This window comes from Stenotrophomonas sp. STEN046, from assembly GCF_056759755.1.
Window position 1 is genome coordinate 108,451 of the sequence record NZ_JBRRDR010000001.1, and the last position, 15,334, is coordinate 123,784.

Here is a 15,334-nt window from a genome sequence, read left to right on the forward strand (position 1 = left end):
TAAATTGCGCACCCCCCGTTGCTTTCCGCCGCCCGCACCCTGCCCATGCGTGATGACAATGACCCCGGAACCCTGGAGCTGACCCTGCCGCGCAAGCGCGGTCGGCCGCCCAAGTTCGGGTACGCAATGAGCGATGCGCAGCGGGCTGCGCGTTACCGGGCACGGCGGGCAGGGCAGGCCAATCATGCCGATGTGCGGCATTGCAGTGACATGGTCCTGCTGGACAAGATCCGTGCCGCAGTGAGTGCGCGCGATACCGAACTGGCCGGGTTCCTGGTCCATGTGCTGTGGCAGCGCTATCCACTGCAGCTGAAATAAAGCTGCGCCGGGGTGGTTGTTGTCACCCACCTTGTTGATAATGCGGGATTCAGGTTGTTCCCGCTGGCGCGCCCGGGATGGCAGGCGCGCATGATCGATACGGTTTTCATGATGACCACCACCAGCGACACCACCACCGAAGCTGCGCCGAACAACGCGCCCCTCTTCTACACCCGTCCGGTGCCGCTGCAGGCCGATCTGCACGCTGACCTGCGCATCCTGCCGGGCAAGCTTGAATTTGCCGCCAGCAGCAACTCCATTCCGCTGGTGCTGGGCGAGTTCTCGCTGGCGCTGCACCACTTCCCGATCCTGTTCGCTGGCCCGACGGCGGTGCCGATGGCCGCGGTGGGCGTGACCACCGAAAACCTGTTCATCACCGATGGCCTGTGGGACGACGAGACCTACATCCCGGCCTACCTGCGCCGCCATCCCTTCATCTTCATCGATACCGGCGCGGACAATGACTTCCTGCTCGGCATCGATGAAGAGAGCCCGCGCATCGTCCGTGGCGGTGAAGAAGGCCAGCCGCTGTTCGCCGACGGCAAGGCCACCGACATGGTGCAGCAGGCGCTTGAGTTCTGCGGCCAGTTCACCCGCGAACACGAACAGACCCAGGCGTTTTCCAAGGCGCTGGTCGACAGCGACCTGCTGGTCGAGCGCAACGCCACCGTGCGCCTGCCCGATGGCCGCGAGTTCAACCTCAATGGCTTCTTCGTGGTGGACGTGGAGAAGTTCGTCGCGCTGCCGGAAGCGAAGGTTGTCGAGTGGCACCGTAACGGCTGGCTGGCGCTGATCCACCAGCACCTGATGTCGCTGGGTCGTTTCAACGACCTGACCCGCCGCCAGGCAGGTCGTACCGTCGCCTGATTCAAGGCCGTGGCGTGGCTTCCGCAGTCCGGGAGCCACGCTGGGCGAGTGCGGCCTGCAACAGGCGACGCACATCGTCCCAGACGGGGGTGGTGGCCTTGGCCATTGCCTCCAGTTCGCCCGCCAATGCATCAATGTCGCCTGCGCCACGCATCTGCAGTACGCCCTGCAGGCGATGGGCGTGGTACTGCAGTGCTTCGGCATCGCACTGGTCGATCGCCTCCAGCAGGTACTGCAACTCCTTGTCGATATCCGCTTCGTAGGCGTCGGCCAGCTCCTGGTCCACGTCGTGCAGGGGGCTGCCCGATAGCCGGGTGAGGCCCAGTGCGGCCAGCAGCGCATCGATCTGCAGCGGCTTGACCAGCACAGCGTCGATGCCGGCAGCGCGGCAGCGCAATGCGTGGCTGTCGCCGGTAAAGGCCGATAGCGCAAGCAGCAGCGCACGCGGCGCACCGTCTGCCTCGCGCTGGCGCAGCTGACGGGCAAGGCCATAGCCATCGATGCCCGGCAGGCCGATATCCAGCAGAATCACCGGGCACAGCGCGCCGTGCTGCAGTTCCAGCGCAGTGGCGGCATCGGCGGCCGCGCATACGGTCGCACCCCAGTGTCGCAGCTGTGCGGCGATCATCTGGCGGTTGAGGTCATGGTCTTCGACCAGCAGGATGCGCAGGCCCTCAAGCGGATGCCTGTCGTCGACGGCTCCGTCAACGGCCTCAGGCCGGGCGCGCTGCACCGGCAGGCGCAGAATGAAGCGGCTGCCGCGGCCATGAACGCTGTGCGCGTTCAGTGTGCCACCCAGGGCGGTGGCCAGCTCCCTGCAGATTGACAGGCCCAGCCCGCTGCCGCCGCGCTGTTTACCGCCTTCGGCCTGCCGGAACGGTTCGAACAGCGCATGCATCTGCGTGGGCGCGATGCCGATGCCACTGTCGATGACTTCGATCAGCAGGGACGTGGCCTTTGACCGTTCTTCCAGTTGCAGCCGCAGCTCGACACCCCCCACATCCGTGAACTTGATGGCGTTGCCAAGCAGGTTGTCGAGCAGTTGGCGCAGGCAGTCCGCATCTGTCGACACGATGGGGAACGGTGCATCCGGCGCACCGAATTCAAGGCTGAGCGCCTTGCGCTGCGCCTGCGGTGCGACGGCTGCAAGCGCCTGTGCGCAGAGCGCAGGCACATCGCAGGGTTGCAGCTGTGGGCGGAAGGTGCCGCTGGCCAGGCGAGAAAAGTCCAACGTACGGTCAAGCAGCCGGCGCAGCGTCTGGCTGGCATTTTCGGCGGCCGTCACCAGCTCGCGCGGCCCGGCGGGAAGCGGCGATTGACCCAGCAGGTCGATCGAGGCCAGCACGGCCTGCGCCGAATTGCGCACTTCGTGGCTGATCATGCCGGCGGCCTGCGCGGCGTTGCGCTCACGCCCCCATCCGCTGCGCAGCAGGCATGCCGCCAGCAGCGCGGCCAGCACAAGCGTGATTGCGACAGCTATCAGCCAGGGCGCAGCGCGTGCCATCCATCCGCCGAAGACCTGATCGATCGCAGCGGGCAATGCCTGTCCTGTCCAGCGCTGCAGCAGGGCCGCGTGCTCCTCGACCGTGATCTCGGCCAGGGCAGTTTCGATGCGCTCCAGCAGCGCTTTGTCTTCGCGTCGGGCCAGCAGGTGCAGCTGGGTGGGAAAGCGCGCGTCGAGCGCCTGCAGCCGCAGGCTATGTGCGAAGTGGCGCCTGAACTGCGCGCGCGTAGGCGATTCCAGGCCGATGGCCACGTCAGCGACACCTTCCTGCACCGCGGTCAACGTTGCCTGCAGGTTGGGCATGGGCAGCACGCGCGCACCAGGATGATGCTCGGCCAGCCAGGGCGGATACGGGCCCCCTTCAACCGCGGCCACCAACAGCGCGTCCAGGTCGGAGGCTGTCGACGGCAGGCGCTCCCCGGCGCGCCCGACCAGTACGCTGGTGCCGCCATGAAAGCTGCGCGACGCCACCAGGTTGGGGCAGGGCAGGTGCACCGCGTTGCCGGCCCCCTGGACCAGCACAAGATCGGCCCTGCCTTCGCAGACCGCGGCCATGCCGGCGGCGCTGCTGGCAACGGGGGTGTCCACGAAGACCAGGCCGGAATGGCGCGATACCAGTGCCGCATAGCCATGCGCCAGGGTCGGCAGCACATCGGCGTGGGGTGCGTCCTGAGGGGCAGGGTGCAGCGTGGGGCCGGTGGCAACGCGTACGTCGCTGCCCGGCCCCCAGCGTCCGCGCTGGGTGTCGCCCACCGAATCCTGGGGAAGCAGGATGAGCAGTGCCAGCAGCAAGGGCTGCCAGCCACAGCGCCGCTCCATGCTCAAAGCGCCTGCAGGTGCGGGCGCATGGCGAAGATCTCCGCGTCGTTGCTCAAGCCCAGCTTGCGCAGCGCGGCGACCTTCTGGGTGCTGACGGTCTTGACGCTGCGGTGGCGGTGCAGTGCAATTTCCGAGATGGTCATCCCTTCCAGCACCAGCTGGATGACCTCGCGTTCATTGCGGCTGAGTGCATCGCATGGGTTCAGCAGCTTGCAGGAGGGCGGAATGCGGCAGAGCCCCTGGTAGACGCGCACCACCGCGTCGGAAAGCTCGGCCAATGGCTCGGCCTTGCCAACGAACCCGCTGATGCCTGCATCCAGCAGCTGATTGATGATGGCCACCGAGTTCTGCCCGGCGAAACCGAGCAGGGTGACCTGCGGCAGCGCTCCGCGCAGCTGTTGCACCAGCGTGACGCCGCTGACATCGTCGCGTGCCAGCGCGATGTCGATGATGGCGACATCGGCGCGGCAATGCTGCAGCGCCAGCAGGAACGTCTCGCTCCTGCTGTGGCTGGCGACGATTTCAAAGCGGGCATCCTTGCCAAGATGGAAGGCGGTGCCGCGGCGCACGACGTCGTGGTCGTCGAGCAGGGCCAGCCGGAGCCGGCGCGGTGCAGGATATCCATTCATGCGCGTAGGGGTGTCGGCGCCCAAGGGCGTGGCGTCCATTCTGCTGCTACTGCCGCACCGTGCATCGAAAACGTTCGAATTTTGCGATTATTCCTAGGGCAGCACTAGGAAGCGTTGCAGCTTTCTGTCGGATCCAGCACAGGGCAATAGTGGAGAGGTAGTCTGTTGCGTCTATCTTCTGCCGGGACGCGCCCGCAAGGAATGCATCACACATGGATACTTGTTTTTCCGCCATTCGCGACGCCGACGTGGTGCGCCCCCTGGATGATGCCGGCACGCTGTACATCCTTGATGAGTTGTTCGGCACACGCTCTCCGTTGTTGCTGCAGGGCCTGTTCCCGGCGCTAGAGACGGCGCGTGCCGATGGCCTGTTGGAGGGTCGGGTGGTTGCGGCGTATAAGCAGCAACTGGAGCGCGAGCGCCGCCAGTTGAATGAGGCCATGCAGGACGCAAGGGCGGCCGGCCATTCCTGCCATATCGAGGAGGTAAAGCTTGCCGCCCTGGATGCCCGGCCCAACGTCGATTCTCTGGATGCATTCCTGGCCATGGGCGATGCGCTTTGGCCTGGCGTGCGCGAGCTGCGTGCCGAGCGCTGCGAGCAGCGCCAGCCCGGCGAGGATGCAGGCGCCTATGTGAAGCAATATTCGCACCTGTTCGAGATCGGCGCGCTGCTTTACGAGGAGTACCTGGGCAGGCGAGGGCTGCTTGAACGCTTCCATGCACCGTTCGCCAGCGATCTGGCCGGCATCTATGCAGGCAAGGGCGTGGACCTTGCAAAGACAGACCCGCAGTTCGACAAATACCAGCTGCTTTCGCTCGGCAGCGAGTTGAGCATCGTGAACGAGCGTTACATTCAAGCGCTCAAGCATGAGGGCTATGGCCTCTATTTCGGAATCGAAGTACCCCGGTCGGCGCTGTCTGCGATCGAGTCGCTGCGGGATGCGGGCCGGGTTCCGCATATCGCCTTTGCCATCAATTCGGCGTCGGATGTACGCCCCAGTTTTGAGGAGCTTGAGTTCGGCAAGACGTTCCACCTGGCTGACCTGCGGGCCCCATCGATGTCGAAGTTCTACAGCGACAGCTGCTATGACGATGCGTTGTGGATCAAGGTCGAACAGAACCCGCGCAGCGTGACCTTCGAAGAGCTGCGTGCGGATCTGCCTGTGCTGGATGGCCAGGTGGTAACGCAGGTGGTGCATCTGCAGTTCTCTGGCGCTGCGGGCCAGGAAGTCATCGACCACATCGATCACGAGTTCATTCTGTACTCGGAAGCCGACCACGCACGCCGGCGGCATGATGCGAGCGTCAAAGGAAGCGCCAAGTACAAGACGTTCAAGATCGATGGCGCCAGCATTCCCTTGGACCACAAGATTGGCGGGAACTACTTCTTGTATGTAGTGCTGGATGCGTTCTTTGAGAACAAGACGCTGATTCGTGAGTACTTTGGCGTGGTGGATGGGGCTGGCGGCGCCAATTAACGTGACGCGTCACGATGGGCCTTGATGAAAGGCGAAATCTACAGGTCTGAGGGCCAGGTTGGGCCTCAGAATTCAAGATCTGGTGAAGCGTGGCGGCGGGAGCTTTGTGGGTGATGGATGCGAGCGGATCAGGCCTTGGTCGATCTGGCTGTTTGTGCGCTGGGAGCTTGGCTTGAGAGCGTGTGGCCCTGGTTAAGAGGCATGCTTGCCGGGCTGCCCGCGGTGAGCCTAGTCGAGTTGCCAGGGTCGCGGGGCTGGGAGCTGGTGGCTGCCATGGTGCTTTGAACATAATATACATTATGCGAAATTTCGTATCAGTCGGTCGCGGCCTTCGTTGGCTCTACGTGGCAATGGCTGCGGCTCTGGTGTTCATCGCAGAGATTTTTAGGTTGCCATTGCAAAGAAGGTCTGAAGGCGGCGCCCCTATCAAGTAAGTAGCGCTCTTAGGGAGCTCAGGCGATTCGGTTCGCCCTTTGGAGGCGATCCTGCCAGGTACAAGTGCTACTTCCTCGTTCTGTGGCAGCATGCACGAACGATACGTGCACGAATTTGGGCCGACTCGGGCTAGATCCAAGGAGTAGCAACGTTGGTTGGATCCGATCCAGTAAGTCCCCGGCTAGCTGGGGACACCGCGACGAGGAGCCTCATTGGCCTTAGCTGCTCTGCGAGCTTGCTATCGATGCCAATCCGAAGGTGTTCGACGGCCTGACAGGTCGGACCACGTACGCGCTGGATCCGGATCGTCCGCTAAAGGCAGGGCTTCTAGCTTCTACCTGACCCCAAAGGCAGCCAGATGTTGAGCGCTGCGAATCTGGAGTAGCTCGTGAGGCGCGACTGGGGCCAAATTTGCTTCAAATTCGACCCCAGTTCGCGCCAATCGGGTCGGCCGCTTGGGTTTCGATTTGACATCAGCAGCTATGCTGGCCACCTGTGACGACAGCCTGGAAGGCCTGCGCGACCGCGCCCTACTCTGCTTCGGATTTGCCAGCGGCGGGCGCCGGCGCAGCGAGATCGCCGCCGCGGACCTTCGCGACCTGCGCCGGATTGGCGAGGCGGGCTATATGTACCGGCTGGAGCACAGCAAGACGCAGCTAGCCGGCGTTACGGCCACCTCGACGCCGGACAAGCCGGTGCTCGATCGGGTCGCTCTCGCTCTCCAGGACTGGTTGTCGGTCAAGTGGCCCCCTTGAAACAGTGTCACGCGCCACAAGATGGATGGGTAAGCGTCGCATTCAGTGTCTAGTCCTTGGGGTTTTGTCGCAGCGTGTGCGACATCGGGCGAGCACGATCGGACACGCAACCACCTTTTGGGGGATGACAGATGGGCAAGGCGGCTGGGAAATCGACGCGCGGCAAGGCGGTCTCACCGGCGACGCAACGAGAGGTGTGGGCCCGCGGTGCCGGCGTATGCGCGTGGCCGGGCTGCGGCGCGGTGCTGTATCAGGATCCCCTCTACCTGACGCCGAGTGGATTCGGTGAGCTCGCCCACAATGTTGCCGCCAGTGCCGACGGACCGCGTGGCGATGCGCGGCGCTCTCACCCGCTGTCGGACGATTCCGACAACCTGATTCTGTTCTGCCCCACACACCACGCCGTGGTCGATAAGCCTGGTTGGGAAGAGCACTACCCCGAAGCCCTGCTGGCGCAGTGGAAACAACAGCACGAGGCCGCGGTGCGCGTCGCCGGCCAGCACAGCCATGGCCGCAAGGTGCTCGGGCTGCACTTTCGTGGGGTTATCGGGCGCCAGATCATGGCCGGGGATGCGACCAGCGCCCTGAAGGCCGCGGTTCAGCGCGGGCTGGTATTGACTGAGCGGCCGGTCGAGGTCGACGTTGATGCCAGTGGCTACGAGCCGCAGAGTGCGGAGTACTGGCTGCACATACTGACTGCCATCCGCCAGAAGGTGCGGATGCTGCAAGCGCGCCCTGACTCCGATCGCGCAATTGCCTTGTTCGGTCTTGCCGACATGCCGGCGCTGATGGTGATGGGATTCGCGCTCGGCCACTCCAGTGAGCTGTACCCGTTCCAGTGGGACCGCCACGCGCAGAGCTGGCAGTTCCCCGACAAGGATGCACCGGCCTGTGTCTTCGACATCAAATGGCCGACGCACTGGGATGGTCCGGTTGTCCTAGTGTTCTCGCTGTCCGGCGTGATCGAACCCGAGCGCATCTGCACTGCCCTCAACCACGATCAACCCTCAGTGATTCACGTCACCGTCGACCAACCGCGGCTGGATCTCGTCCAGGGGCCCGCGACGATCGATGCGTTTCGCGCCACGGTCGCTAGCGTGGTGGCGCAACTGGAAACCCAGTTGCCGAAGACCGCGCCGATCCATGTGTTTCCTGCGATGCCCGCCTCGCTTGCGATGGCCTTCGGCATCGCGGTCAAGCCAAAGGTCAGTTTCCCCTTCCATGTGTACGACGCGGACAAAGGCCACGGCGCCTTTCATCCGGCCCTTTCTCTGCCCCTGATCGAACGTTGAGGTGATTGTGATGGACACCCGTGCCCCGAACTCGCGCCTAGAAGTCCTGCTCAAGGACATCGATCTGCCCGCTCATGCCTACGAGCAGGCAGAAAGCCGCTATAAGGATCTCGGACAGTGGATCGCGCGCCCTGAATCCACGCTGGCCCGACACGACGCCCATGTCTTCGTGCAGGGGTCTTTCGCACTCGGTACCGCGATCCGGCCGATCAACGACGACGACGAGTACGACTTGGACTTCACCTGCAAGCTTCGAGAAGGCCTGTCACGCGATACGCATTCCCAGCAGGATCTGAAGGACCTGGTCGGGGGTGAGCTGGCGGCGTACCGCCATGCCCGTCAGATCGACCGGCCGCTGCAGCCGAAGAACCGCTGCTGGCGCCTGCGCTACAAGGATAAGGAGCTCCCGTTCCACTTGGACGTGGTTCCCGGTATCCGGGCCGACGACGACCGCCGCCGCTACCTGCGCGAGCAAATGGAACTGCATGGCGTCCCGGCGGCGCTGGCCCAGGACATCGCCCGCAAGGCGCTGTGGATCACCGACCAGCAGCATCGCACCTACCGCACGCGCAGCCGTGATTGGCCGTCGAGCAACCCCGGTGGCTACCTGCAATGGTTCCTGTCGCGCATGCGAGCGCCCGAACAACGCGGTGTACTTGCCGAGGCCCAGATCGACCCGGTCCCGGTCTACCGCAGCAAGACAGCGTTGCAGCAGGTCGTGCAACTGCTGAAGCGGCACCGCGACATTCGCTTCGCCAGCGATCCCGACGTCAAGCCGGCCTCGATCGTGCTCACCACCATCGCCGGCCAGGTGTACGTTCATGGCGAATCGCTGACCCAGACCTTGCGCCGGGTCCTGCTGGAGCTTGACGAGGTCAGGCTTTCAGGCGCCGACGAGATCCGCAACCCGATCAACCCGCAGGAGAACTTTGCCGATCGCTGGCACCGCCAAGACTGCCTCGAACTCGAGCTAAAGCGCCACTTCCACGAGTGGATCGAAGCCGCCAACCGCGACTTCGCCGCGTTCCTAGACAGTCCGCACGCCGGACGTCTCGTCGAGATGGCAGAAGACCACTTCGGACTGAAGCTGTCGCAGGACGCATTCCGTGGCCTAGCTGGTGTCGTCGCAGCGCCGGCGGTGTTCCGGAAGGTGCATGTTGACTCCACGCCGGCGCGCCCTTGGCGCCAGTGATGCAATTCTTGCAGACCCACGTCGACGAGCTGTTGACGGCGTGGCCGCGGTTGCGCCGACGGCCGAGCCGCCGTGCCGACGTCGTGATCGTCGGCGGCGTCCTCGACTTCAGTTGGACGCCGCCGGGTCGCCCCGCCATCGCCGACACATACCGGGTACGCCTGGAGGTGCCGCTGTTTTCGACAGAGACGTTACCGGATGTGTACGAGGAGGATCAACGTGTCCCGCGCACGCCGGACAACCACGTCAACAGCGCCGGCAACCTGTGCCTAGGGTCGCCGCTGCAGCTGCAGCTCAAGCTCGGTCCTTCACCGACCCTGCTCGCCTACGTCGATCAGTGCGTGATCCCGTTCCTATACGCTGCATCTTGGCGGCAACGGGGCTACGCGGGCTACCCGTTCGAAGAGCTGGAGCATGGCGCCCCTGGCCTTTACGACGACTATCAGCGCCTGTTTGGCCTGCCTACCGCTCCCGCGGTGCGGGCGGCACTGCGGGCGCTGACCAAGCGAAAGCGCGTTGCCAACAAACTGCCATGCCCATGTGGTTGCGCGGGGCGACTGGGGCGGTGCAACTACCGCGCGTCTCTGAATGCTTGGAGGAGGCTTGCGCCACGAGCTTTCTTCCGTAAGGTCTTGGCACAGTTGCTTGCGTTGGATGCACTCGCGGCGCCGTAGGCCCAGCGCCGCCTCAAGCTTGCCAGCAACAAGCGCTGCATGCGTAACCCTGTTGTCACGCGCCCTGCCCTCGTGGCCTGCGTTCCTTAGGTGCGGCGCGCGAAGCGCTGCTGGGCAAGCACCTTATGCGGCGGCGAGAACACGCGGATGTATAGCCTTTAGCTTGCGTCGCTTGCGGTGCTGCGCAGAGTTGTCCTGAGCAGTGCCAAGCCTAGAAAGATGGGGGGCTCGCCTCGGCCAAAACCCACCACAAGCCGCTGCGTCGCGGGCAACTCGAACCCGCCCGTCGGCGTAGAAGGAGTGAGCAGCTGCGCAACTGAAGCGTCTGAAATGCACAGATGACCCGCCTCATCCGTCAGGCGGTCCAGGCGCGCACCCAGGGCTTCAAAGTCCTCCAGAGCCTTGTCTTTTGAACGCAACGCCAAGGTCTCAAGCGCCCCGCGCAAGGCCGCTCGCACCTCCACTGCGGCGATGGATTCGGCGAGGGTGAGTCCATTGAAGGGATTGAGAACTGCTGGCGCTCGTAATCCACACAGATTGGTCGGCGCGCTGCCCCCGCCCTGCGCTGCGCGAGTGTGATCATGAAGTTGGTTCCACAGTGATTTGACGTCTGTGACCGGGACCGCCCCAGTGGCCTGTGCGATGAAAATCGCTACCTCCAAGGTCACGCTCTTGGTAACCATCGCCTGACTAAGCCGCTTGCCCGTTCCCAGAACCTGGAGCAGTGCCATGGGATCGCTCTCGGCTTCACGCCGCATGTAGTCGATAACTCCCTGCACGTACGCGTCCGGCTTATCCGGCGCGCTCCTCTTGAACATCGGGAGTAGAGTGTCGTCCGGCAACAGCAGTAGCGATCGCTGGAAGTCTTCACGGGCAAGTTTCTCGAACTTGGCCAGATCTTCCGGTGCAGGCACCCACTTTGCGGTGCGCGTCTGCGCCATCTCCTGCATCGCCCGTTGGAAATCCGGACTAAGGTCAGCAGGATTCGGGAAGACGAGCACCTTCCCTGCGACGATGAGCGGCTCAAGCAACAACCAGAACCAAACGTTCTTCAAAAACTGCAGTTTGTGCTGCTCCGGGGATGTGACAGGACTGAAATCGGGGCGAAGATTGCGTGAGACAAGGAACGGATCCATCACCAGAATCTGATCGAACAGCGGTATGAGGCTTATGAAACTTTCGCCTGCTGTGCGCGGATCGGATGGCCCCATGTACACCGCACGCACACGACCGTTACTCTGCCGGGGAAGCAGCGCAGTCAGATCGGTGTTTTCTGGCCACAACCCCTGCGAGATCCGATGCAGCTGGGAAACTTGCTCGTCGGACAGCGTATGTTGGACACGCCTCCACGCGTTCTTTTCGTTCAAGTTCAACACGCCAGCGATCGCGCGCAGAAATGCTAGGTTTCGCTCGCGAAGGCTGAGCTCATCCCACCGCGGTCGCTCCCATGGGGCCAACAGCTCGCAGCACGTGTCGTAGGGGCCACCGCTGCCGCATGGACAAGGTTCTACGGTCTGCGGCGGCGACAATGGAGGTGCCTTGGCCACGAACTCGTGCTCACGGGAGGTTCGCCCATAGGCGTCTCGAAAGCCATAAGTGCCATCTTTGAAGCCGATGTATGTGTCGCCGCCGTAGCGCCATAGCTCTGCTTCAGGCGGGCGCAGCAGCTCGGCCAGACGGGCGTGATCTAAAGGCCGATCCAATTCCGGATACAGCCATTCCGGCCTTCCTGCGGCGATGTAGCGGCGCGCGCGCCCCTTAAGCCAAGCATTCACGGTGACGACTTCTTCTCTACTGAAGCGACGCCCTCGGATAAGACGATCCGTGCGCAAAATCGCATCACCGAAATAGCGTGCGTTCGTTCGTTTTGCCGCGAGAGCGACATCACTGGGATACTTGGCGTAATCCACGTGCGTCAGAATTAGCAACTGATTGCTGTCGAGTGGGAACAGCGTCTGCGTGCCGTTCCAGGTTATGGGAGCGTCGTTGGGATAGGCCTGGGCGGTCGCGTCACTTGGCAGCACGGCATTGAAGGTCGTTACGGGGTGGTCGGCGATGAGGAACTTGACATCCGAATCCTCGGCCGAGACCACTTCATGGACGGCCTCGGTCCACAGAGCGCCGAACATGTGACGCAGATGCTGCATCTCCACAAGCAGATCGACCTGCGAAAGCACCGGATATCGACTTCGTATCCAGTCCAGGCCTTTTGGAGTGCGTAACTTCTGCGCGCCCAAATAACTAAGTAGTGCCTGGTACTGCGCGTGGACCTGACCTGCGTCGCCACCGAGAAACGCACGTACCGCAAGCGCACCAAAATCGTCGATGCCTTGAAAGAGCACTGTTTCTACCTCGTCGTTGAACTGCTCACCGAACCGCGTGACGTAGAGATCCTGCTCCCAGAATGCCGACTTGGGCGCCCGCCGAAGCGCCCTGGACGGTATCGGCGCACCGTCGGGACGCTGGCGCGGCGGTGACAAGTCGAGGAGCCAGTGCTGGCCGCCATCGAGGATAAAGCCACGCTGGTACCACTCCGGTACATAGTGATTCTGGCGGGATGATCCTTGAACTTTTTTTTGGGGTGGGTGCACCGGAACTCCAGCTCAATTGGAGGGGATCTGGTCCAGACTACATTCTCATCAGATCTTTGTTCGCTTTGGATTGAGACTTGCCGGGATTTCGCGTCTCCTGCCAGCCTCTGGCCGATGGCTGATAAAGCCTCCTAATCCTCTGCTCTCGCCTCCGGCGAGATCCCGAATCGGCTATTTGGGAGCGCGGAATTACCTAGATCGGCCGTCTCGTAAGTGTCCGTCATTTCGGGGGATGAACCGCGGCGGCCACCTGCCATAAGGCCCGTAGGCGGTCCCGAATTAGTTCCGATAAGTGATCTAGTTTGCGAACTCTAGAATCTCGGCCGGGGCCCTAGCGGCGGTATGGGCTCGTGCGCGTTATGCAAATCGCGGACTAAGTCTTGAAAGTTTGCGTTGCGATTCGGGCCATCGCTAAGATCAACATACATTCGCCCGCGAAGATTTATAGGCAAGTGCGCGGCATCGGCGTGATCTTTGAGAACTGGAATGAATCGAACTGAGCCAGGATCTGCCATCAACTGCGCCGCCGTTACTAGGTGTTCGTAGCCCACCCCGCCAACGCGACCGTTCGCGCGACTCATGTAGTTTGCGGTGCAGACGACGATTACTCGATCACAATTTGCGGTTTGCTCCATAAAGCGGCCCAGATCTTGGCCTGGTCTGACGTGCGTCATATCGGCCATGGCGTCAATGCCGTTAGCCCGCAGCTCTAGAACGAGCTGGCGCACCCAATTTCGGTGCTCCTCTGAATCCCAGGAGTAGGACACAAATACCGTCGGGGCGCGGAGTTCGATAGCGAGACCGTGTGCGACGAGTACCGCACGCAGATCAACGTTTTTTATCGCCCAATGGGTCCTTGTCTGTTCCCAGTTCCGCTCTCGTATATCCAGATCTGCAAACATTTCGCGAAGGCGCTCTGCAGGAATTGGCGAAATCGATGCGTCGAATCGCCAGGTAATCCTAATCCCGCCATAGCGCACTTGAACCTGATCAATCCATCCTACGCGTGCAGGGATCCCTATATCTCGACCTCTGTCTTCGTAGGCGAATAGCGTCGGCATTGCTTTAAGAGCATCGATAACCTGGTCGTTGAGCGCATTGAACCCATCCTTTACTGGTTGCGCCGTGTGCTCCAAGTACCTCGGAAGCTCGAGAAAAAACTCGTCCTCGTCCCAAGTTCCTTCGCGATAGACCATAAGCAGGTTGTACATAAGAGCCTCTTAGCTATTGCTACTTGAAGCGATAGGCTGCGCCACTAAGCATTAGGTTAAAGTCTTTGGAAATCAGGAAGAAGTCCATGCTGCTCAAGGCAGTCATATATCGGCTCCACAGTTAGAACGGCGAAGTAACCCACTTCTGCTGAGCTCTCATCCTTGACCAACGACTGTGTAACTATTCCAAGCAAGGCGGTTCCCCCATCCTCGTTGTCTTCGTCGTAAGCGACCAGAACTGGTCCGCCGCTGTATCCACCCCGGGCCATGCTTGATATTAAGAAGTGAGGATGGTGTGTGCCTCCGTAAAGGTCAACGAGCGCGTTGATCTCTCCGCTCGATGCGAAAAGAATTGGTTCCTTAGATAGCGGGATTGGCGGGTAACCCAACACAAGTGTTCTGTTGAGGACTAGTTCGTACTGACCAAGCCAGTCATCTAGGTGTCCTCCCAGCGGAATGTATGAATCAGGCGACACGCTTAGGGTGAAGCATGCCACGTCAACACTTGGTTCTCTATGAAAGAACGGGCCGCTTGTAATGGCGAGCTGCGGCAGTTCGTAAGACTTCGATAGCGCCGCTTGCCTGTTGAGGGCATGAATCATTGATTGATCGTCGATCCCAACTTCTTTGATCTCTCGGCCCTCCACAACATGTCGCGCGGTGACAAAGACCCCATTTCCTACATGGAATGCAGTCCCTATCCCTTCGCTTCCGTCAGCGCCCGTCGATCCAATGTAAGCCACTCCGCCGCGAAACTCCGCAAATGTCCGTCTCGCCCAAAACTTGAAATTATGCATGCCCCCCCCTTGACGCCACCGCGAAGATTCGGGATTCGAAGATTCAAGACTCGAGCCATTCACCCAGCGCCGATCTTTTGATCAGCCCATTTATTGCACCCGACGCTAAAGGCGGATAGGCCGCAGATCAAGCTGGTGGATGGCCGTTGCTGGTCGAGTGCGACCCTTCCGTACGCCTGATAAATCTTCCTAATCATTGACCCTTCAGAGGTTAGCTTCAATGTACCTATCGGTTGCAGCCGCCAGGTCTTGAATGAAGCGGATGTGCTTCCTAAGATCTTCTCGGATGACTGCGTGTGCCGATGTTTGTCCGTCCACAGGTCGGAGCGAACGATGCGCAATATCTCCACGCTTCTTGGCAATCGCGTTTAGGTGTTTTTTAGCACGCACCTGATCGTAGTTGTTCCAGACCCACCCTTCGAATACGTTTATCTGTAAGTACTTCTCAAAGAGTCGCCCGACACGATCGGGTGTCGGAGTGTGGAAGTACTTTAAATCGTTCTGGAGCGAGTTGAGATAAAATTCCCGAATCCTTCCGACAGAGCCGTCCCTTCCCACGACCTGCCCTGCGGCCTCACTGATGCGGTCTTCTATGTAGGTCTCAAGTGCCGCGAGGGCCATAATTAGGCTTGCGCGCTTCAGCACCTCAGCACTGTCGGGTGGTGGCTGCGAATTTATAGCGTCAAAATGTGCAAGCAGATCTACAGCATCCTGAATTACATGGTTGAAGCTCTGCAGTGCTTGAGACGCCATTTGCTAAGTCCATTTGGCT

12 protein-coding genes and 1 pseudogene are annotated in these 15,334 nt (G+C 61.6%); 7 read left to right on the forward strand and 6 right to left on the reverse strand.

Features of this window, described 5'->3' with window-relative positions:
• Positions 1-45 precede the first annotated feature (45 nt).
• Positions 46-318 (forward strand): hypothetical protein, encoded by a 273-nt coding sequence (locus tag ACVOLJ_RS00505; RefSeq protein WP_025877210.1) that lies wholly within the window; start codon positions 46-48, stop codon positions 316-318.
• 111 nt (positions 319-429) lie between these two features.
• Positions 430-1,185, forward strand: a complete 756-nt coding sequence (locus tag ACVOLJ_RS00510) for a SapC family protein (protein ID WP_475279128.1) — start codon at positions 430-432, stop codon at positions 1,183-1,185.
• Between the two features lies 1 nt (position 1,186).
• Here the strand turns inward: ACVOLJ_RS00510 and ACVOLJ_RS00515 are convergent, their stop codons facing one another.
• Both ACVOLJ_RS00515 and ACVOLJ_RS00520 read right to left on the reverse strand, forming a co-directional pair.
• A complete protein-coding gene (locus ACVOLJ_RS00515; RefSeq protein ID WP_481563136.1) occupies positions 1,187-3,508 on the reverse strand; it encodes an ATP-binding protein in 2,322 nt (773 codons plus the stop codon).
• A 2-nt stretch (positions 3,509-3,510) separates the two neighbouring features.
• Positions 3,511-4,137, reverse strand: coding sequence for a response regulator (locus ACVOLJ_RS00520; protein ID WP_475278753.1), 627 nt, complete (start codon positions 4,135-4,137; stop codon positions 3,511-3,513).
• 212 nt (positions 4,138-4,349) lie between these two features.
• On the opposite strand from ACVOLJ_RS00520, the gene ACVOLJ_RS00525 reads away from it, so the two are divergent.
• From ACVOLJ_RS00525 to ACVOLJ_RS00545, 5 genes and pseudogenes are all read left to right on the forward strand, one after another.
• Complete coding sequence (locus ACVOLJ_RS00525; protein WP_481563137.1) at positions 4,350-5,615, forward strand: hypothetical protein; 1,266 nt, start codon at positions 4,350-4,352, stop codon at positions 5,613-5,615.
• A gap of 914 nt (positions 5,616-6,529) precedes the next feature.
• A pseudogene (locus ACVOLJ_RS00530) lies at positions 6,530-6,784 on the forward strand (site-specific integrase); the annotation flags it as partial.
• Between the two features lie 152 nt (positions 6,785-6,936).
• The gene (locus ACVOLJ_RS00535; protein ID WP_481563138.1) at positions 6,937-8,097 is read left to right on the forward strand and encodes an SAVED domain-containing protein; all 1,161 of its coding nucleotides are present in this window, start codon (positions 6,937-6,939) and stop codon (positions 8,095-8,097) included.
• A gap of 10 nt (positions 8,098-8,107) precedes the next feature.
• On the forward strand, positions 8,108-9,289 hold the full coding sequence (locus ACVOLJ_RS00540) for a nucleotidyltransferase domain-containing protein (RefSeq protein ID WP_481563139.1): 1,182 nt from the start codon (positions 8,108-8,110) through the stop codon (positions 9,287-9,289).
• A complete protein-coding gene (locus ACVOLJ_RS00545; protein WP_481563140.1) occupies positions 9,289-9,963 on the forward strand; it encodes a hypothetical protein in 675 nt (224 codons plus the stop codon). Before ACVOLJ_RS00540 ends, ACVOLJ_RS00545 begins: the two co-directional genes overlap by 1 nt.
• 158 nt (positions 9,964-10,121) lie before the next feature.
• Here the strand turns inward: ACVOLJ_RS00545 and ACVOLJ_RS00550 are convergent, their stop codons facing one another.
• The 4 genes from ACVOLJ_RS00550 to ACVOLJ_RS00565 all read right to left on the reverse strand — a co-directional run bounded on the left by ACVOLJ_RS00550 (position 10,122) and on the right by ACVOLJ_RS00565 (position 15,315).
• On the reverse strand, positions 10,122-12,554 hold the full coding sequence (locus ACVOLJ_RS00550) for a hypothetical protein (RefSeq protein WP_481563141.1): 2,433 nt from the start codon (positions 12,552-12,554) through the stop codon (positions 10,122-10,124).
• A 311-nt stretch (positions 12,555-12,865) separates the two neighbouring features.
• A complete protein-coding gene (locus ACVOLJ_RS00555) occupies positions 12,866-13,765 on the reverse strand; it encodes a toll/interleukin-1 receptor domain-containing protein (protein ID WP_481563142.1) in 900 nt (299 codons plus the stop codon).
• 56 nt (positions 13,766-13,821) lie between these two features.
• Positions 13,822-14,562 carry a S1 family peptidase gene (locus ACVOLJ_RS00560; protein WP_481563143.1) on the reverse strand — a complete coding sequence of 247 codons (741 nt, stop codon included), beginning with the start codon at positions 14,560-14,562 and terminating at the stop codon, positions 13,822-13,824.
• A 204-nt stretch (positions 14,563-14,766) separates the two neighbouring features.
• Entirely contained in the window at positions 14,767-15,315 is a 549-nt protein-coding gene (locus tag ACVOLJ_RS00565) for a HEPN domain-containing protein (protein WP_481563144.1), read from the reverse strand.
• Positions 15,316-15,334 lie beyond the last annotated feature (19 nt).